Below are 19215 nucleotides of genomic sequence, written 5' to 3' on the forward strand. Positions count from 1 at the left end.
GGAGGATGGCCGACCTTTCTCTCTGGGCGGCGCATTATATCTACACCACTCTCAGCGTCCAATACAAACGTTTGTTTGAATTTGCCGCAGCCCAGATAAATCAAAGAAGCGCGGCTTATAAACGGCTATTTTGCCGTATTGACCGGAAAAGGCGTTCCGGTCAAGATACGGTCGGTTTTGCGCTCGCCGTAGGCTGACTGTTGGTTTCAAGAGCACCTCTAAAGACAGGGCAAAGGCAATAAAGGTGACGCACCGCGCAGCTTGAAAGTGCGCAGTTTACACGCCGCGATAATGAATGACTCGTCGGTCACCACTGACGAACGGTCATCACCCCGTGAGCAAGGTCAACCTGATATGCGCCAGCGTTTTTGGAGGTGCCCTTGTGCCGATGAGCATCAACCGCCAGGTTCTCGCCTAGGCGACTTTCTTTTCACCGGAGAGTAACGAGGAATCCATGAAGGTTCTTGTAGCTGTCAAACGAGTGGTCGACTATAACGTCAAGGTTCGCGTCAAAGCGGACAACTCCGGCGTCGACCTCGCCAACGTCAAGATGTCGATGAACCCTTTCTGCGAAATCGCAGTGGAAGAAGCCGTACGCCTGAAAGAGAAAGGTGTAGCGACTGAAATCGTCGTCGTCTCCATCGGTCCTGCTACTGCTCAAGAGCAACTGCGTACCGCCCTGGCACTGGGTGCCGATCGCGCAATCCTCGTCGAGTCCGCTGAAGAGTTGAACTCCCTGGCTGTGGCCAAGCTGCTCAAGGCTGTGGTCGACAAGGAACAGCCACAGCTGGTGATCCTGGGCAAACAGGCCATCGATAGCGACAACAACCAGACCGGCCAGATGCTGGCGGCCCTGAGCGGTTACGCTCAAGGCACCTTCGCCTCCAAGGTCGAAGTGTCCGGCGACAAGGTCAACGTCACTCGCGAAATCGACGGCGGCCTGCAGACCGTTGCGCTGAACCTGCCAGCCATCGTCACCACCGACCTGCGTCTGAACGAGCCGCGCTATGCGTCTCTGCCAAACATCATGAAAGCCAAGAAGAAGCCGCTTGAAACGCTGACTCCTGATGCTTTGGGCGTTTCCACCGCCTCCACTAACAAGACCCTGAAAGTCGAAGCGCCGGCTGCACGCAGCGCAGGTATCAAGGTCAAGTCGGTGGCTGAACTGGTCGAGAAACTGAAAAACGAAGCGAAGGTAATCTGATCATGACTATCTTGGTAATCGCCGAACACGATAACAAGGCGCTGGCTCCGGCCACCCTGAACACCGTTGCCGCCGCCGCCAAAATCGGTGGTGACGTTCATGTACTGGTCGCCGGCCAGGGCGTTGGCGCTGTGGCTGAAGCCGCTGCAAAAATCGCTGGCGTGGCCAAAGTGCTGGTGGCAGACAATGCCGCTTACGCTCACCAACTGCCGGAAAACGTTGCGCCGCTGGTGGCCGAGCTGGGTGCTGGCTACAGCCACATCCTGGCTGCCGCTACCTCCAACGGTAAGAACATCCTGCCGCGGGTTGCCGCTCAGCTGGACGTTGACCAGATATCCGAGATCATCTCGGTAGAAAGCGCTGACACCTTCAAGCGTCCGATCTATGCCGGTAACGCCATCGCTACCGTGCAGTCCTCGGCTGCCGTGAAAGTTATCACCGTGCGCGCTACCGGCTTCGACGCCGTTGCTGCTGAAGGTGGTTCGGCTGCGGTTGAAGCCGTTGGCGCCGCTCACGATGCCGGCAAGTCGAGCTTCGTTGGCGAAGAGCTGGCCAAGTCCGATCGTCCTGAACTGACCGCTGCCAAGATCGTCGTTTCCGGCGGCCGTGGCATGCAGAACGGTGACAACTTCAAGCACCTGTACGCCCTGGCCGACAAGCTTGGCGCAGCGGTCGGCGCTTCCCGCGCAGCCGTGGACGCAGGCTTCGTGCCCAACGACATGCAGGTCGGCCAGACAGGCAAGATCGTCGCGCCACAGCTGTACATCGCCGTCGGTATCTCCGGCGCGATCCAGCACCTGGCAGGCATGAAGGATTCCAAGGTGATCGTTGCGATCAACAAGGACGAAGAAGCTCCGATCTTCCAGGTGGCCGACTACGGTCTGGTGGCGGACTTGTTCGAAGCCGTACCTGAGTTGGAGAAGCTGGTCTAATCCGGCGGCTTCACTTATAAAGAGCCCGGCCCTTTGGCCGGGCTTTTTTTTGTCTGTTTTTTGTTGGGGAGAATTTCGCCATGGATCTGCGCCGCATGAGTGGCTGGTCAGCGCTGTTGGGCTTGGCGTTGTTGCCATCGCTGTCGATGGCTGCGGGTAAGTGCGAACGCCTGGTGGTCACCGGCAGCCCGGACGCACCGCCCTACCTGTGGCGCGATCCGCAGAATCCCAAGCACCTGATAGGGGCCAGTGCCGATCTGTTGCAGCAGGTGGCGGGAGAGTTGGGGCTCAAGATCGAGTTGCTGTACGCCGGCAAACGTTCCGAGGCCCTGGATGAAGTGCGCAGTGGGCGCATGGATCTGCTAGCCGACGCGCCCCTGACCTTGAACGAACTGGAGTCCTTGGACTACATCCATCCGGCCCTGGTGCAGAACGACTACCTGGTGTGGACCCGCAAGGACTCCACTCTGAGTTATGCCCAGCCGTTGGATCTTGCCGGTCATCCCGGCGCGGTATCGGAAAAGGCCAGGCTGACCCAGCCCTTTCAGGCTATGGCCAAGGAGCATCTGCAACTCAAGCGTTTGCCGAATCTGACCCAAGTCTTCCAGACCTTGCTCCTGGGGGAAGTGGACTATGTTCTGGCGCCGCGTTACGCGGGCATGGCCATGGCCCAGTCCTTGGGGATGGCGGCGGATCTGGTGTCCTTTCCCCAGCCTGTCGACAAACCGGGGCTGTTCCTGGCCTTGTCCCACAACTCCGCCTGCAATGATCCATGGTTGCGCGGACAGTTGGCAAAAAAGATGACAGAATTGCCCGCGTCCGGTCTGACGGAGGCCTTGCTGCAGCGCAATCTGGAGCGCTGGAAGGCCCAGTTGCAGCAACCCGTCAGCAGCCCAAAACCGTAGGAATCACGTGTGACTATTCGACCTCTTTTCGCTGCCCTGGCCCTGTTGGCCTTGGCGGGTTGTGCAACCGATCCGGCGCCCAACGAGCAGATGCGCCTTACTGCCCAGGCCCTGGAACAAGCCAAGGCCGTGGGGGCTTCGGCCGAGGACATGCCTGAGTTGAAACTGGCCGAAGACAAGTTCGCCCGTGCCCAGGGCAATATGCAGGATGAGTCGTACAAGAAGGCGCGGATGCGCGCCGAGCAGGCCGAGCTGGATGCGCGTCTGGCAGAAGCCAAGGTCCTGACTCAGAAAAGCCAGGAGCAGGTGAATGTGCTCAATACCCGCATTACGCGCCTGCGCAAGCAGTTGGGAGACGCCCAATGAGCCTCTCTATCCGTATCTTCGGCGGCGCTGTGCTGTTGGCCTGCGCCGGTCTCTATGGCTGCGCCGGCCAGCACAGTGAGGAAGCCTTGCAGCAAGCCGGCAACGACTTCCAGAAGGTCAAGGAAGACTCCAATGTGCTGCGTATCGCGCCCAAGGACGTGATACGTGCGGGTGAGTCCCTGGCTCGCGCCGATCGTCTGTCGACCTACTGGGGCAGCGGCGGCGACGTGGAGCACTATGCCTACCTGAGCCGTCGTTACAGCGAAATCGCCCGTGAGCACACCGAACAGGCGCTGAATCAGGAGCGTGCGGCCAAGCTCGAGCTGGAGCGTCAACGTCTGCAACTGGCCCTGCGTGAGGCCAAGTTGCTGAGCGTGCAGCAGCAGGGCAAATGGCTCGAAGAGCAGATCATCAGCCTGGCCACCACCCAGACCGATCGTGGTCTGGTGATGACGCTGGGAGACGTGCTGTTCGACACCGGTGAAGCTGAGTTGAAGAGTTCGGCGAACCGCACGGTGCTCAAGGTGGTGCAGTTCCTCCAGCTGAACCCTAAGCGCGTGGTACGCATCGAGGGCTACACCGATAACACCGGGGAGCGTCAGAGCAACCTGCAGCTGTCTCGCGATCGTGCCCAGGCGGTGGCCGATGTGCTGGTGGACCTGGGAATCGACGAAAAGCGTGTCCATGTCCAGGGCTATGGTGACGAGTACCCAGTGGAAGCCAATGCCTCCGAGCGGGGCCGGGCGCAGAACCGTCGGGTGGAAATCGTCTTCTCCGACGACAAGGGCCAGCTCGGCGCTGCTCGCTGAAACACTGATCCCTTTGCCCCTGAAAAGCCCGACGCCTCGCAAGCGTTGGGTTTTTTTATGTCTGAGGGTGTCGCAAAAACTCGACAGTTCTACTTTTCACTGCCCTGTGTCCTCGACTATTGTAGAAACTGTCCCAGTACACTTCTAAACTGTGCCGGTATTGTTTCACACAAGAATAAAACGCCGTGAAATCGAGTGCTGCGCCATGACCAATCTCTTGCTCTATCAACGTATCGCTCAGCAACTGGCTGAGGATATTCGCCGTGGTGTCTACCAGCCGGGGGAGCGCGTACCGTCGGTGCGCAAGATGAGCTCGCAGCTCAATGTCAGCCACGCCACGGTGCTCCAGGCCTACGCCAATCTGGAAGATCAGGGGCTGATCCGCGCGCGTCCCCAATCGGGTTACTACGTGCACCAGACTCCGGCTCTGACCGCGCCGACCCCGGATATTGCCCGGGTCGAACGTCCAGGACTGGTCACGCGCAGCAGTATTATTCAGCAGGTGCTGGTGGAGTCCCGTCGCGAGGGCGTGTTTCCCCTGGGTGCGGCAGTGCCCAGCGTTGACTATTTGCCGGTGCGTGCGCTGCACCAGCAATTGGCCAAGGTCACGCGTTTTCACAGTCCGCGGGCGTTCAGCTATATGTTCAGCCCGGGATTCGAGCCCTTGCGGCGTCAGGTGGCGATTCGCATGCGCGATGCCGGGGTCGTGGTCGACCCTTCGGAAGTGGTGATTACCCACGGATGCGTCGATGCCTTGCAGATGTCCCTACGGGTCCTGACCCGGCCGGGTGATCTGATCGCCGCGGAATCGCCGACCTATTACGGGCTGCTGCAACTGGCGGACCTGCTGGGGCTCAAGGTCATCGAGATTCCCAGCGACCCCTCTACGGGCATGAGCCTTGAGGCCCTGCAGCTGGCGGCCAACCAATGGTCGATCAAGGCCCTGGTACTGACTACGCGCCTGAGCAACCCCCTGGGTGGAACCATGCCGGAGGAGCGGCAGAAGCAACTGCTGCGCCTGGCTTCGGACTTCGATATCCAGGTGGTCGAGGACGATATCTACGGCGAGTTGATGTTCGAAGTGGGGCGCACCAAGGCCCTCAAGGCCTATGACCGCCTGGACCGGGTGATCTACTGCTCAAGCTTCTCCAAGACCCTATCGCCGGGAGTGCGTATCGGCTGGATGATTGCTGGCAAGTATCAGCAGGAGATCCAGCGCCTGCAGACCTTCAGTACCCATTCCGCATGCAGCGTGACGCAGATGGGGGTTGCGGCGTATCTGGAGAACGGTGGTTATGACCGTCATCTGCGCTACATCCGCCAGGAATACCGCAAGAACCTCAGCGCCTTTCAACTGGCGGTGCAGCAGCATTTTCCGGAAGGTACGCAGATTACCCGGCCCAACGGCGGGTTCATTCTCTGGGTCAGCCTGCCGGGACGGGTCAACACCCAGGAACTGCACGTGCGGGCTTTGCAGCAGGGCATCAGCATCGCTCCGGGGTTGATCTTCAGTAACACCGAACAGTTCAACCACTGCGTGCGCCTGAATTGCGGGACACCTTGGAACCGCGAGGCCGAGCGAGCCTTGATGACCCTGGGCATGCTCGCCAGTCAGTTATGCCAAGAAGCGGCCGGCGGATTCTAGACAGTGCGGTCCCATGCTTGTCATGGGGCTTGCAACAAGCGAGCATAGGGCACCTTTTGTCGATCTACCTGCCTTTATGAAAGCCTTTTTTCCTGCCATCTGGTTGAGTGCCTGCCTCTTGGGAGTCGTTGCGGCGCCTGTCCAGGCGGCCTCGACCCCGGATAAACCGGCTGCCAGCGTTACTCATTCAAGCAAGGCCTCCAGCACCAAGCAGGCTCCAGCGAGCAAGACCAAACCGTCCGCCAATGCCAGCAAAGCCCAGCCCAAGAAAAAGGCCAAGCCTGCGCCCAAGAAGGCCAAGTCCAAGTGGGCCTATCAAGATATCAACACACCTCTGGCCAGTCCCAAGCTCGACTTGAGCCTGCCACCGGAAATGGTCAAGCACTTGCAGCCTGTGGGAGCACTGCCGCTGCCCAAGCGCGAGCCTCTGCTGCCGCAGATGTTTGGCGAGAAGCCCAAGGACAGCAGTCCGTTCCAACTCAACGGTCGATTGCTCAGCAACGAAATGCAGTTGCAGTTACGCAACGAGGAGCGTCGGGATATCGAGGGCGCTGCCCTGGATTTCGAGTTCAAGCAGTAAATTCATCAACCTCTCTGTGACCGAGTTGACCGGCACTTTGTCGGAGACTGATCAGTCACGCACGGTTGTGCGTCAAATCCGTTCTTTGAGTAATTTTAAACGGCTGTTTTAGCGGTTACTCTTGTCCGGCCTCATTCAACACTATGCTTGTCGCGAGGAGCTTTTCGTCATGAACTGCCGTGAAGGTTGTGGCGCTTGCTGCATTGCCCCTTCTATCAGTACGCCGATTCCCGGAATGCCCAATGGCAAGCCGGCGGGAGAACGTTGCCTGCACCTTTCTGTCGAACACCTGTGCGGTCTTTTCGGCAGGCCGGAGCGGCCAGCGGTTTGTGGGGCATTTCAGGCGGATCCTGAGGTGTGTGGCGAAAGCCGAGAAGACGCCATCCGTTTGCTCGGTTGGTGGGAGCAAGTGACGGCTGCTTAGTTTTAATGAACGGAACTTCAACAATAAGGAATAAGACAATGGGTTCGCTGCATCGAATTGCTGTGCTCTGTGGTTTAACCGTGCTGCTGTCGGCAACGGCCCACGCCGAAGACTGGCAAACGGCCAAGGATGAAGACGGCATCAAGATTTCCTTGAGTGAAGTGGCCGGTTCCAAATACAAGGCCTATCGCGGCGTCACCACCATGAAGACCTCCATCGCCAAGCTTCGCGCGCTGCAGGAAGACGTGGCCGGTGCCTGCTCCTGGATTCATGAGTGCAAGAGCCAGAAGCTGCTCAAGCATGAGGGCGATCAAAGCTGGACCTACACTCAGTTCAATACCCCCTGGCCAGTGACTGCCCGTGACTCGGTGCTGCACATTACCTCCAGCGAGGCCGCCGATGGCAGCCTGATCCGTAAGCTGGAAGGCGTGCCCACCTACATTCCCGAAGAGAAAGGCTTCGTGCGTGTGTCCCAGGTTGAGGGTTACTGGAAGTTTGTGCCCAAAGGGGCCGATCAGGTGGAAGTGACCTACCAGGTGCATACCGAGCCGGGTGGCAGCGTGCCGTCCTGGCTGGCCAACAAGTTCGTGGTGGACGCGCCCTTCAACACTTTGAAGGCGCTCAAGGCCCGTGCCGAAAAGCCGTAATCGGCTGATTGTCCACGGGATTCATCAAGGCCGCCTCCGGGCGGTCTTTTTATTGGTTTGTCCCCGCCAGCACTGTGGAACGTTTGCCTCGCACTCAAGGTCGAGATGCTGTAGGTCCACTCATGGGGCTATCAAGGAGGCGTTGATGCAAAAGTGGCAAGTCACTTTCGTGGATGATCATGGCGTCCAGTCCGTCGAGCAGTTCGATTGCGAGCAGCAACCGACGTTGGAACGCGCCGCACAATTGGTCCGGGCCAGGTTGCTGCCAGTGAGTGCCGAACTGGATCTCAATGATCTGGATGGGCGCACCGATTCCCCCACCCTCAAGAGCTTGAAAGAGCAAAACAGCATTCAGATTCTCAGCATTACGCCGATGTAATGAGAGCAGAGAGGGCTCCGACAGCAATTTCTGGCGTCGTCCAGGTGTTGGCGCTAATCTGCAAACGAGATCAGCGAATTCTTCGCTAAGCTCTGATCTTGTCAGCTCCATGCTTGTTTCCTGACGACCCGCCCCGGGTCGTGATGTCGGTCACTTTTGGCCGGCGGGTCGGGAAGCACGGAAAGTCTATCCATCGGTTTGAGGAGGACGTTTCATGAGCACAGCCTTTCAAGAAGACCTCAGCAGCAGTGTGTTGCGCCGCATGAAAGAAGGCGGTTTTGACTTTTCACGATTCCATCCCATCGAGTTCTACGCCATTTTCCCGGATGAGGAGCGGGCACGCAGGGCGGCAGGACAGTTTCGCGGTGAATCCTTGAATGCCCAGGTCAGCGTGCGTGACGACGGCGCCTGGTATCTGGAGTTGAGCAAGGTGATGTACGCCACCCATGGCGGCATCGGGGATTTTGAACAGGACTTCGAGGCAGTGGTCGAACCCCTGGGCGGCATCATTGAAGGCTGGGGGGTGAAACAGGAGATCCGTGGGCGTCTGGTATAGCTAAGGTTGTGTGCATCGAGACTGACAATTGGCTGGCCTGCGGGTCGGCCAATTGTGTTTTCAGGGGCCGCAAAGGCAAAAAAAAGCCACCCGATAGAGTGGCTAAAAGGGAAGACCGGTCAGGAGAGGGAACCGGTCGGGAGAGCCCGGACCCGGTTGTCATCGGCGTCATCAAGGTTGCAGCAGCAACTTCATCAGGCTTGGTGAAGTGTTTGCTCGATGGGGCGATTATCCCCGTGTGTCCCCCAGCGGTGAAATCAACTCTGACTATGCTGGTGATAGCCAAAACCTGCGCCTGGCCATTACGTACAAGGGAGGGGCAGCGGCTCGCGCAGCGAGGGTAGGCACGCCAGGTTGCTGCTTGTCCTCGCCGATCGCGAAACCCGTGTGGTGTCCGGTGGTCTTACTCGTGTGGTCCTGCGTGAAGGCTCCCTGGTGGTGAACTCCTCCCAGGTTGGCGGCACCAAGGACACCTGGGTAGTGGAGGATTAAGGACGCCTGCCATGTTGAGTCGAACCGCTTCAGACCTGTACTGGATGTCCCGTTATCTGGAGCGCGCGGAAAACCTCGCGCGGATGCTCGACGTCAGCTATTCGCTGTCGCTGATGCCCCAGGATGGGCACGGTGACGGTCTGTATGAACTGGCCATGCCGCTGTTGATCACCGGCACCCTTGAGGATTACCGGGCTCGCCATGAGACGCTGCATGCCGAGCGGCTGTTGCAGTTCTTTGCCCTGGATGCCGCCAATCCGGCCAGCATTTATAGTTGCCTGGGTTCGGCCCGGGCCTGTGCCCACGCGGTACGCGGGCGGATCACCGCCGATATGTGGGAAAACGTCAACGCCACCTGGTTGGATATTCAACAGATTGCCCGCCAAGGTCTCAGTACCTACGGCATGAACCGCTTTTGCGAATGGATCAAGGAGCGCTCCCACCTGTTTCGCGGAGCTTCCTACGGCACCATCATGCGCAACGATGCCTTCCGGTTTATCCGCCTGGGCACCTTTATCGAACGGGCCGACAACACCCTGCGCCTGCTGGATGCCCGCTACGAGATGACTGGCGACCAGGTTGATGCGGTCGGTGACGGTAGCGCCCGTGCGTATTACCAATGGAGCGCCTTGCTTCGCGCCCTGTCGTCCTTCGAGGCCTATACCGAGATCTACCGCGAAGCTCCCGGAGCCCGGCATGTCGCCCAGTTGCTGCTGTTGCATGCCGACGTGCCGCGCTCGTTGCGCGCCTGCACCGAAGAGATCGACCAGATCCTCGCCAGCCTGCCAGGGGACAACGGGCTTCCGGCCCAGCGTCTGGCGGCGCAGATGAATGCGCGTCTGCGCTGCATCGGCATTGATGAAATTCTCGACGAGGGCCTGCATGCCTGGCTGACCGACTTCATTCCCCTGGTGCGCCAGTTGGGCGATGCCATTCACCGTGCCTACCTGGAGGCTGCGTGAGACTCTCCATCAGCCACGCAACCGCCTATCGCTACCAGCACCAGCACCCGGTACGAACCAGCATCCAGTACTTGAGCCTGACGCCCCACGACAGAGAGCGCCAGCAGGTGCTCGCCTGATCGAGGCTGATGAAGCGTTGCGTGAATTTGCCAGTCAGCAATGCGCAAGGCGCTGTGATCGCACCGCTCTGGTCGACCTGATGCAGGGCTTCACCAGCTCATGGCCTACACATTGAGGGCAACGGATGTGGCTACCAGCGCGGCCGAGGCTTTCGCCGGGGCGGTGTCGGCGAACAGATGCATACCAGGATTGTGCAAGCAGCAGTCACTTCTGCAAGCGCCGGCTCGCCGGCGAAAGGGACTCAAGGAATCTGCTTGCGCCCCGCCATATGCCGGAGGTACTCCAGCAACAATTCCAGCTCCCCATCCGGCAGGACACTGTTGCTGAACCCAGGCATTTTCGCCTGGGGCCAGCGCCTCAGGCTTTGCGGATCGCGGATATAGCGCTTGAGAAAATCACTGCCGAAATACTCGGTGGGGTTATAGGGAATGTTCAGGTCCGGTCCGAACTGAGAGTCGCCAGCGCCATTGAGTCGGTGGCAGGCCAGGCAGTTCTTCTGGAACAGGGCGAACCCCTGGTTGACTGGATCATCGACCGCCAGCTTCGGGTCCGGGCCCAGGGCCGGGAAACGCTCCGCCACCGGCGGCAGGCGCTGAATGCGCGCAACCTGGAACGGCCATTGCTCTGGGCTGATATGCCCGGCCGCAGGGTTGCTCCACACCAGGTAGAAAGGCCCGGCACTGGGCTTGTCCGCTGCCAGTGACGGCCAGGGATTGTCAGGGTCCTCAATGGCCAGCCAGGCCTGGGCGCCCTTGCGATTGAGCAGGGGCGCGGCGTTCAACTCTGCGGCAAAGCCGTCCAGGGCCACGGCCTGCAGATGGTCCTCGGCCTTGAGGCCCTTGAGCAGGGCCGCCATGGGCACGGCTCGGTACTGCATCTCGCGCTTGTAGGACACATCGTCCTTGATGCGGATGTCCCGGGCTTCGGGGTGCTTGAGCAGTTCTTCGGTTTGCCAGGTGCGGCTGTCTGAGCCCAGGTCGATCAGCAGTTGCGCAGCGTATAGCGGACTGCTCGACAACAGAGCAGCGCAGAGGATGAGAGCTTTCAATTGATGTCCATCGGATCGTCGTCAGTGGGTTCGTCGCCGGGGAGTACATCCTCAGGTTGCGACACATGGTCGAACAGGGCAGCCCGGAGTTTTGCATGGTTACCGCCGTTGACGATACCGAAATGGCTGCGTTTGACCAGGGTCTCTTCGGCTTCCAGGGCATGCTGGCCAGTGTCGCTGTAGCTCACCACCGTGGCGTTGGGGGCCAGCACCACGTTGCGCAACTGTTGGGCCAGGCCCTCGGCACTGATGCCGATAACGTCCTCCAGTTCCTCGGGAAGACTGGCACGCAAAACTGTCCCCCGGTAGGAACCGGGGGGCGATTTTCTATCTCGTTGGTCGAGCAGCCACAGATCAGCCGATCACTTTGGTGAGGTTCGGCAAGATCAGCAGCAGTGTGGTTGCAAAGAGAATGAGCCCCGCCTGGCGTACTTTCGAATGTTTGAACATGGCTGAATGCCTTTTGTTGTTATTCCTGAGCATCTATGCACGCCGGTCGCTGTTTTTTTACGATGAGCCGGCTATGTGTCCTTTTTCTGATCTGTCCCGGCGCAGAATCCGTCTGGGACTTCCTACAGTTTCTACCTTAGGGGCCTTGAATCCTCTGGCTTAGATCCAATTCGTATGAAGTTATAGTTGCACTTCCTTAAAAAGCTATAAATCCGCCCGAATACCGGGTGGCCGCCCTTTGGCTAGACAGCTCGCGACCCTTCATCGGTGGATCGCTTAGCTGCCTACCGTTCGTCTGAGCGTCACCGTCAAGGCGGCTGAGCGCATCGGTCATTGAATCCGTCGCTGCCGCGCCTAATGTGGGAGCTCGACATTTCCCCCCTGGATAGCGGTTCGAGGACGTCATGACCCAAGCTTTGATATTCGATGCGTTACGCACGCCCCGTGGCAAAGGCAAGGCTGATGGCGCCTTGCACAGTGTGAAACCGGTGAATCTGGTTGCCGGCCTGTTGCGGGCCCTGCAACAACGTTGCGAGCTGGACACCAGCCAGGTGGACGACGTGGTCCTGGGCTGCGTGACCCCCATCGGCGATCAAGGTGCCGATATCGCCAAGACCGCCGTCCAGGCAGCGGACTGGGATGTGAGCGTGGCGGGTGTGCAGATCAATCGCTTCTGCGCCTCGGGGCTGGAGGCGGTCAACCTGGGCGCGATGAAGGTGCTCTCGGGCTTCGAGGAACTGGTGGTGGTCGGTGGCGTCGAGTCCATGTCGCGGGTCCCCATGGGCAGTGATGGCGGCGCCTGGGTACTGGACCCTGAGACCAACATGCACAGTCATTTCACGCCCCAGGGGATAGGTGCCGACCTGATTGCGACCCTGGAAGGTTTCTCCCGCGAGGACGTCGACCGCTTTGCCCTGCAATCCCAGCAGAAGGCTGCCCGTGCGCGCTCCAGCGGTGCCTTCGGCAAGTCCCTGGTGCCGGTTCAGGACCAGAACGGCATCGTGCTGCTGGACCACGACGAATTCATTCGTGCCGATTCGACCCTGGAAGGCCTGGGCAACCTCAAGCCGAGTTTCGAGATGATGGGGCAGATGGGCTTCGACGCCACTGCGCTGCGGGTCTACAGCCATGTGGAACGCATCAACCATGTGCACACCCCGGGCAACAGCTCAGGAATCGTCGACGGTGCGGCGCTGATGCTCATCGGCTCGCAAGCCAAGGGCCGGGAGCTGGGACTCAAGCCCCGGGCGCGGATCGTTGCCACTGCGGTGACCAGCACCGACCCCACCATCATGCTTACCGGCCCGGCACCGGCCACTCGCAAGGCCCTGGCCAAGGCCGGGCTGCGAGTCGAGGACATCGACTTGTTCGAGGTCAACGAAGCCTTTGCCTCGGTGGTGCTCAAGTTCATCAAGGACATGGCCATCGATCCGGCCAAGGTCAACGTCAACGGCGGCTCCATCGCCATGGGCCATCCACTGGGCGCCACCGGTTGCGCAATTCTCGGCACCTTGCTCGACGAGCTGGAAGTCCGGCGCCAGCGCTATGGCCTGGCCACCCTGTGTGTCGGCGGCGGTATGGGTATCGCCACCATCATCGAACGCCTCTGAGCCCCGACTTCAAGGAATTTCCTTCATGACCGATGCCATCCGTTACGAAAAGGGCCAGGACCAGATCGTCGTCCTGACCATCGATATGCCGGGCCAGAGCGCCAACACCATGAACGCGGTGTACCGCGATGCCATGGCCGCTGCAGTGGCCCGGCTGCAGGCCGAACAGGATTCCATTGCCGGGGTGATCATTACCTCGGCGAAAAAGACCTTCTTTGCCGGTGGTGACCTCAATGAGCTGATCAAGGTCGGCAAGCCGCAGGCCAAGGCTTTTTACGACATGGTGCTGACCCTCAAGGGCCAGTTGCGTGCCCTGGAGACCCTGGGCAAGCCCGTGGTAGCCGCGATCAACGGTGCCGCTCTGGGCGGTGGCTGGGAGATCTGTCTGGCCTGCCATCGCCGAATTGCACTGGACGACAAGTCGGTACAGATCGGTTTGCCGGAAGTGACTCTGGGCCTGCTGCCTGGTGGCGGTGGCGTGGTGCGCATGGTGCGCATGCTGGGCCTGGAGAAGGCCTTGCCTTATCTGCTGGAGGGCAAGAAAGTGCGTCCGCAGCAGGCGCTGCAGGCCGGCCTGATCGACGAACTGGCGACAGATCGCGACGACCTGCTGGCCAAGGCCCGGGCCTGGATTCAGGCCAACCCGGCAGCCAGGCAACCTTGGGATGTGCGCGGCCATCAGATTCCTGGAGGTACGCCGGCGAACCCGAAAGTGGCGCAAATGCTGGCCATTGCCCCGTCGATCCTGCGGAACAAGACCCAGGGTTGCTTCCCGGCACCGGAGAAGATCCTCTGCGCCGCCGTTGAAGGCGCCCAGGTGGACTTCGACACCGCGCAACTGATCGAGACCCGCTACTTCACCGAGCTGACCACCGGCCAGGTGGCGAAGAACATGATCGGCACCTTCTGGTTCCAGCTCAACGAGATCAATGCCGGCGGTTCACGTCCTCAAGGCATAGCGCTGCAGACCACGAAAAAACTCGGGGTACTCGGTGCCGGGATGATGGGCGCGGGGATTGCCTACGTCAGTGCCGTCGCAGGCATCGAGGTGGTGCTCAAGGATATAAGCCGCGAAGCGGCGGAGAAGGGCAAGGCCCACGCGGCTGCGCTGCTGGAGAAAAAAGTCGCGCGCGGACACATGAGCAACGAGCAGCGTGAGGCAATCTTGGCGCGGATTCTCACCACGGCTGAAGAGACCGACCTGGCCGGCTGCGACCTGATCATCGAAGCCGTGTTCGAGGATCGAGAACTCAAGGCCAAGGTGTCCAGGGCTGCCCAGCAGGTGGTCGGTGCGGACGCCGTGATTGCCTCCAACACCTCCACCTTGCCCATTACCGGGCTGGCCACCGCAGTACCCAATCCGGACAAGTTCATCGGTCTGCATTTCTTCAGCCCGGTGGAGAAAATGCCTCTGGTGGAAATCATCAAAGGGGCGAAGACCAGCGACGAAACCCTGGCTCGAGGTTTCGACTTTGTCCTGCAGATCAAGAAGACCCCGATTGTGGTCAATGACAGCCGCGGTTTCTTCACCTCCCGGGTGTTCGGTACGTTTACCAACGAAGGCATCGCCATGCTGGGCGAAGGCATCGCGGCACCGATGATCGAAGCCGAGGCGCGCAAGGCCGGGATGCCCGTCGGACCGCTGGCAATCTCCGATGAGGTTTCCCTGAGCCTGATGAGCCATATTCGCCAGCAGACCACCAAGGACTTGCAGGCCGAAGGCCGGCCTGCCATCGAGCATCCGGCATTTGCCGTGATCGATTTGTTGCTCAACGAATACAAGCGAGCGGGCAAGGCTGCCGGAGGCGGCTTCTACGACTACCCGGCCGGCGGCCAGAAGCACCTGTGGCCGCAATTGCGCACGCGCTTCTACAAGGCCGACGGGCAGATCTCGCCCCAGGATGTGCGCGACCGCCTGCTGTTTATCCAGGCCATCGAAACCGTGCGCTGTGTGGAGGAGGGCGTGTTGCAGTCCACCGCTGACGCCAATATCGGCTCGATCTTTGGTATCGGTTTTGCGGCCTGGAGCGGTGGCGCCCTGCAGTTCATCAACCAGTACGGGGTGCAGGATTTCGTCGCTCGCGCGCAGTACCTGGCGGAGCAGTACGGCGAGCGTTTCACCCCGCCGACGCTGCTCCTGGAAAAGGCCCGCCAGGGCCAGTTGTTCTGACACAAGCAGGCAGTAAATGACCCGCCCCGGGGCTTGCCTTGCCGTGGTATTTCAAGGCAGGCTCTGGGGTGTTCATTATTGCCATCGCCTTGTCAGGAATTTTTTATGTCGCTACGCATCTGCATTCTTGAAACCGATATCCTGCGTCCCGAACTGGTCGATCAATATCAGGGTTACGGGCAGATGTTCCAGCGTCTGTTTTCCCAGCAGCCCATCGCCGCCCAGTTCAGTGTCTACAACGTGGTCCAGGGCGAGTATCCCGGCGATGAGCTGGAGTTCGATGCCTATCTGGTGACGGGCAGCAAGGCCGATTCTTTCGGTACCGATCCCTGGATCGAAACCCTCAGGACCTACCTTTTGGGTCGCTACGAGCGCGGCGACAAGCTGTTGGGCATCTGCTTTGGTCATCAGTTGCTGGCGTTGCTCCTGGGGGGCAAGAGCGAGCGGGCGAGTCAGGGCTGGGGCGTGGGAACCCACAGCTACAAGTTGGCGGCCAAGGCGCCGTGGATGAGCCCGGTGGTGGAGGAACTGACCCTGTTGATCAGCCATCAGGACCAGGTCACCGCGTTGCCGGAAAATGCCACGGTGATTGCCTCCAGTGATTTCTGCCCCTTCGCGGCCTACCACATCAACGACCAGGTGCTGTGCTTCCAGGGGCATCCCGAGTTCATCCACGATTACTCCCGGGCCCTGCTGGATCTGCGCCAGGAGTTTCTCGGCGAGCAGATCTACCAGAAAGGCGTGGCCAGCCTTGAGCACGATCATCACGGCACCACCGTTGCGGAGTGGATGATGCGCTTCGTCGCTCACAAGCCTGAAGCGGCCTGAGTGCGCCTGTGGCCCTGCCGCAAGGGCAGGGCCATCGTCACTCAGAGCCAGCCTGAGCGCTTGAAGCTGGCCCAGAGACCGACACAGCCGACACTGATGAAGCCCAATACCCCAAAGTAGCCGTAGTGCCAGCTCAGTTCCGGCATGTTCTGGAAGTTCATCCCGTAGATCCCGGCTACCGCTGTTGGAAACGCCAGGATCGCTGCCCAGGCGGCGAACTTGCGTTGCACGATGCTTTGCCGAGAAGCCTCCAGCAGCACGCCGATCTCGATGGTCTGGCTGGCGATGTCGCGCAGGGTCGACAGGTCTTCCATCTGCCGAGTGACATGAATCTGCACATCACGGAAGTACGGGCGCATGTTCTTGTCGATGAATGGAAAGCTGAGCTTCTGCAACTCCTCGCTGATCTCCACCATGGGCGCCACATAACGGCGCAGGCGCAGCACGTCGCGGCGCAGGCCGTGGAGGTTCTGGATATCCCGCTCGTTCAGTGAGTTGCTCAGCACATTGCGTTCCAGCTCGTCGATTTCCCCGTGGATAGCCTCGCTGACCGGCTGGTAGTTCTCGGTGACGAAGTCCAGCAAGGCATAGAGGACGAAGTCTTCGCCGTGCTCGAGCAACAGTGGGCGCGCCTCACAGCGCTGGCGGACATAGCCGTAGGAAGCCGATTGGCCGTTGCGGGCGGTGATGATGTAACCGTTGCCGGCAAAGATGTGGGTTTCGATGAACTCCAGCTTGCCTTCGGTCCGCACGGGGGAGTAGGTGACGATGAACAGTGCGTCGCCGAAGGTTTCCAGCTTGGGCCGACTGTGTTTCTCCAGAGCGTCCTCAATGGCCAGTTCGTGCAGGTTGAACTGGCGCTGCAGATTGGCCAGCTCGTGGGCATTGGGTTCTTCCAGACCGATCCAGACGAAGTGGCCGGGTTTCGCGGCCCAGGCAGCCCCTTCGTCGAGGCTGATATCAGCGACTTTCTTCCCGCCGCTATAAACGGCGGCAGCAACAACTCTACCCATGGTTGCGGTTCACTTCTTCTTATCAATGGTGGCGATGACAGATCAGCAGCAGCTTAGCCTGCAATGCAGCATCAGAGTCACTGGTGCAGCTTGAGTTCGGCGACAAATAAAAGCCCGCACGAGGCGGGCTTGGTGGCGTCACAGATGGGCCGGCAGCTTCAGGCCGCTTGCAGTTGGCGATCCATGTTGGCAATGCACTCGCGCATCTGCTCGCGGCACTGGGCAATCAGCAAGGGCATGTCGTCCATGGTCAGCCCGGCCGTGGGAATAGCCGGCAGCGAACGGATAAGGATCTTGCCACCGTTCCAGCGGTTCAGGTGCATGTGCTTGATGTAGCTGCTGACGCACACCGGCACGATCGGCACGCCGGCGGCGATGGCCATCTGGAAGGCGCCTTTCTTGAAGGGCAGCAGTTCTTCGCCGAAGTTGCGCGTGCCCTCCGGGAAGACCCAGATCGAGGTGTTCTTGTGCTGCAGGGTGTGGGTGGTGGTGAGCATCGAGCGTCGGGCCTTAAGCGGGTTGCCGCGATCGATCAGAACATTGCCCGCCAACCAGAACAGTTGGCCGAACAAAGGCATCCATTTCAGGCTCTTCTTGCCGATGCACACGGTGCGCCGTGGTACCACGTTGCCGAACACGAACAGGTCGTAGTTGGACTGGTGGTTGGCGATGATCACGCAGCTCTCGGGCTTGTCCATCAGTGGCCCGACTTCGGCTTTGACCCGCAGGCGCAGAATGCACATGGCCGGCCAGGCGTAGAGGCGGGCGCACAGGCGGCTGTTGTCGGGGTTGAACGGGCGGCACAGCCCCAGCAGCAGGCCCAGGCTGCCGGCCAGGATAAAGTGCAGGCCCATCAACGACATACGAAACAGATACAGCATCTAAACGGCTCACCGGGGACAAAAGGTGGCGCAGTGTACGGATGTGCACTGTTTTCGGCAATTACCGTTCTCAGCCGGGAGATGGGCGATGTTTAAGGGCATGTTTCCGGCTGCGATGGCCGGCAGCGGTCTAGAGCGGTTGGTGCTGGGTGTTCAGCCGAATGCAAAAAGCCCGACACGCAGGTCGGGCTGGATCGGGGACGGCAGGTGTTTTAGCCCAGGTGTTCCTGGTCCTGGATGATGGCGTTGTCCAAAGTCTCCAGCAGCGCCTTGCGCACTTTCAGCTTGGTGTTCTTGTGGGCCAGCATGTTGATTTTCTTCAGTTGACGCGCGGCAGCCAGGGCGGCGCCTTGCAGTTCCTCGGCGCTCACCACCTTGTCGAGGAAGCCGGCATCCACAGCACTCTGGGGATCGAACATCTCGCCATTGATCACCGAGCGATGAAAGGCCGAGCGCCGCAGACGGTCACGGGCCAGCTCGATCCCCGCGTGGTGCATGGTCATGCCGATCTGTACTTCATTGAGGCCGATGCTGAACGGCCCGTCGACGCCGATACGGTAGTCCGCCGACAGCAGCAGGAACGCGCCCTTGGCCACAGCATGGCCGGGGCAGGCGACGATCACCGGGAAGGGGTGGGACAGCAGGCGGCGAGCCAGGGTCGAACCCAGGGTCACCAGCGCCACGGCTTCTTTAGGGCCGGCAGTCATCACTTTGAGGTCGTAGCCACCGGAAAGAATCCCTGGCTGACCAGTAATGATCACCACTGCGCGATCGGCCGTTGCTTGATCCAGCGCGGCATTGAAAGCGGCAATCACGTCCGGGGAGATGGCATTGACCTTGCCATTGCTCAAGGTCAGGGTCGCGATACCGTCTTCGAGATGGTAGGAAATCAACTCACTCATGACGCAATTCCTTGTATTGAAGTGCAGCAGAAGTTACCCACCACGATAGATCTGGTAAAGCGCCGTGACTGACTGGTGAGTCAGGCTTGGGACCTGACATTGGCCTGTATGGCGCTGCGGGTAACGGGTGGTTTCTTCTATATAGCTGTAGGCAAGGCTGGAGAATGGCCGGTTTGCCTTGTCGTCGATGGAGGGCGAATCCCCTTCAAGCAGGGATCGGCCTTAAGCGCATGAAAATTCTGAAAAAAAAGTTTGCCATCTGAAAAGCTATCGACTACATTAGCGCGCCTCG

General features: G+C 60.0%; 21 protein-coding genes and 2 pseudogenes. 18 read left to right on the forward strand and 5 right to left on the reverse strand.

Annotated elements, in window-relative coordinates:
* Window positions 1-5 precede the first annotated feature (5 nt).
* The 15 genes and pseudogenes from PFZ56_RS14945 to PFZ56_RS15015 form a co-directional block, all read left to right on the forward strand.
* On the forward strand, window positions 6-197 hold the full coding sequence (locus PFZ56_RS14945; protein WP_102863892.1) for a hypothetical protein: 192 nt from the start codon (window positions 6-8) through the stop codon (window positions 195-197).
* A 257-nt stretch (window positions 198-454) separates the two neighbouring features.
* Window positions 455-1204 carry an electron transfer flavoprotein subunit beta/FixA family protein gene (locus tag PFZ56_RS14950; protein ID WP_015634720.1) on the forward strand — a complete coding sequence of 250 codons (750 nt, stop codon included), beginning with the start codon at window positions 455-457 and terminating at the stop codon, window positions 1202-1204.
* A 2-nt stretch (window positions 1205-1206) separates the two neighbouring features.
* Complete coding sequence (locus tag PFZ56_RS14955) at window positions 1207-2136, forward strand: electron transfer flavoprotein subunit alpha/FixB family protein (RefSeq protein ID WP_025128724.1); 930 nt, start codon at window positions 1207-1209, stop codon at window positions 2134-2136.
* Window positions 2137-2216: 80 nt separating this feature from the next.
* On the forward strand, window positions 2217-3041 hold the full coding sequence (locus tag PFZ56_RS14960; RefSeq protein ID WP_102878945.1) for an ABC transporter substrate-binding protein: 825 nt from the start codon (window positions 2217-2219) through the stop codon (window positions 3039-3041).
* Window positions 3042-3050: 9 nt separating this feature from the next.
* The gene (locus PFZ56_RS14965; RefSeq protein WP_102863889.1) at window positions 3051-3407 is read left to right on the forward strand and encodes a DUF4398 domain-containing protein; all 357 of its coding nucleotides are present in this window, start codon (window positions 3051-3053) and stop codon (window positions 3405-3407) included.
* Complete coding sequence (locus PFZ56_RS14970) at window positions 3404-4216, forward strand: OmpA family protein (RefSeq protein ID WP_102863888.1); 813 nt, start codon at window positions 3404-3406, stop codon at window positions 4214-4216. Before PFZ56_RS14965 ends, PFZ56_RS14970 begins: the two co-directional genes overlap by 4 nt.
* A gap of 205 nt (window positions 4217-4421) precedes the next feature.
* A complete protein-coding gene (locus tag PFZ56_RS14975; RefSeq protein WP_110652120.1) occupies window positions 4422-5861 on the forward strand; it encodes a PLP-dependent aminotransferase family protein in 1440 nt (479 codons plus the stop codon).
* Between the two features lie 76 nt (window positions 5862-5937).
* A complete protein-coding gene (locus PFZ56_RS14980) occupies window positions 5938-6441 on the forward strand; it encodes a translation initiation factor 2 (RefSeq protein ID WP_102878948.1) in 504 nt (167 codons plus the stop codon).
* A gap of 169 nt (window positions 6442-6610) precedes the next feature.
* Window positions 6611-6865, forward strand: a complete 255-nt coding sequence (locus PFZ56_RS14985; protein WP_102863885.1) for a YkgJ family cysteine cluster protein — start codon at window positions 6611-6613, stop codon at window positions 6863-6865.
* A gap of 38 nt (window positions 6866-6903) precedes the next feature.
* A complete protein-coding gene (locus PFZ56_RS14990) occupies window positions 6904-7512 on the forward strand; it encodes an START domain-containing protein (protein ID WP_170003419.1) in 609 nt (202 codons plus the stop codon).
* 145 nt (window positions 7513-7657) lie between these two features.
* Window positions 7658-7891 (forward strand): hypothetical protein, encoded by a 234-nt coding sequence (locus PFZ56_RS14995; protein WP_102878949.1) that lies wholly within the window; start codon window positions 7658-7660, stop codon window positions 7889-7891.
* Between the two features lie 214 nt (window positions 7892-8105).
* Complete coding sequence (locus PFZ56_RS15000; RefSeq protein WP_102878950.1) at window positions 8106-8447, forward strand: ribonuclease E inhibitor RraB; 342 nt, start codon at window positions 8106-8108, stop codon at window positions 8445-8447.
* A 384-nt stretch (window positions 8448-8831) separates the two neighbouring features.
* Window positions 8832-8939 (forward strand): annotated as a pseudogene (locus PFZ56_RS15005) (hypothetical protein); the annotation flags it as partial.
* A gap of 11 nt (window positions 8940-8950) precedes the next feature.
* Entirely contained in the window at window positions 8951-9901 is a 951-nt protein-coding gene (locus PFZ56_RS15010) for an alpha-E domain-containing protein (protein ID WP_170003417.1), read from the forward strand.
* A pseudogene (locus tag PFZ56_RS15015) lies at window positions 9898-10180 on the forward strand (transglutaminase family protein); the annotation flags it as partial. The gene PFZ56_RS15010 and the pseudogene PFZ56_RS15015, both read left to right, overlap by 4 nt.
* An 82-nt stretch (window positions 10181-10262) precedes the next feature.
* Here the strand turns inward: PFZ56_RS15015 and PFZ56_RS15020 are convergent.
* Both PFZ56_RS15020 and PFZ56_RS15025 read right to left on the reverse strand, forming a co-directional pair.
* Entirely contained in the window at window positions 10263-11069 is an 807-nt protein-coding gene (locus tag PFZ56_RS15020; protein ID WP_170003415.1) for a cytochrome c, read from the reverse strand.
* Window positions 11066-11362: a hypothetical protein gene (locus PFZ56_RS15025; RefSeq protein ID WP_262379722.1), complete on the reverse strand. Its 297-nt coding sequence runs from the start codon at window positions 11360-11362 to the stop codon at window positions 11066-11068. Before PFZ56_RS15025 ends, PFZ56_RS15020 begins: the two co-directional genes overlap by 4 nt.
* A gap of 561 nt (window positions 11363-11923) precedes the next feature.
* Here PFZ56_RS15025 and PFZ56_RS15030 point away from each other — a divergent pair.
* The 3 genes from PFZ56_RS15030 (at window position 11924) to PFZ56_RS15040 (ending at window position 16127) form a co-directional block, all read left to right on the forward strand.
* Window positions 11924-13129, forward strand: coding sequence for an acetyl-CoA C-acetyltransferase (locus PFZ56_RS15030; protein ID WP_102863878.1), 1206 nt, complete (start codon window positions 11924-11926; stop codon window positions 13127-13129).
* Between the two features lie 25 nt (window positions 13130-13154).
* Window positions 13155-15299 (forward strand): 3-hydroxyacyl-CoA dehydrogenase NAD-binding domain-containing protein, encoded by a 2145-nt coding sequence (locus PFZ56_RS15035; RefSeq protein ID WP_170003413.1) that lies wholly within the window; start codon window positions 13155-13157, stop codon window positions 15297-15299.
* Between the two features lie 105 nt (window positions 15300-15404).
* Window positions 15405-16127: an amidotransferase gene (locus tag PFZ56_RS15040; protein ID WP_102878953.1), complete on the forward strand. Its 723-nt coding sequence runs from the start codon at window positions 15405-15407 to the stop codon at window positions 16125-16127.
* 41 nt (window positions 16128-16168) lie between these two features.
* Here PFZ56_RS15040 and PFZ56_RS15045 read toward each other — a convergent pair whose 3' ends face one another.
* The 3 genes from PFZ56_RS15045 to PFZ56_RS15055 all read right to left on the reverse strand — a co-directional run bounded on the left by PFZ56_RS15045 (window position 16169) and on the right by PFZ56_RS15055 (window position 18923).
* Window positions 16169-17140, reverse strand: a complete 972-nt coding sequence (locus tag PFZ56_RS15045) for a magnesium and cobalt transport protein CorA (protein ID WP_102878954.1) — start codon at window positions 17138-17140, stop codon at window positions 16169-16171.
* Between the two features lie 158 nt (window positions 17141-17298).
* A complete protein-coding gene (locus PFZ56_RS15050) occupies window positions 17299-18021 on the reverse strand; it encodes a 1-acyl-sn-glycerol-3-phosphate acyltransferase (protein ID WP_170003355.1) in 723 nt (240 codons plus the stop codon).
* A gap of 212 nt (window positions 18022-18233) precedes the next feature.
* A complete protein-coding gene (locus PFZ56_RS15055; RefSeq protein ID WP_102878956.1) occupies window positions 18234-18923 on the reverse strand; it encodes a crotonase/enoyl-CoA hydratase family protein in 690 nt (229 codons plus the stop codon).
* Window positions 18924-19215 lie beyond the last annotated feature (292 nt).

It is taken from the genome of Pseudomonas danubii (genome assembly GCF_042980055.1).
GTDB lineage: Bacteria > Pseudomonadota > Gammaproteobacteria > Pseudomonadales > Pseudomonadaceae > Aquipseudomonas > Aquipseudomonas danubii.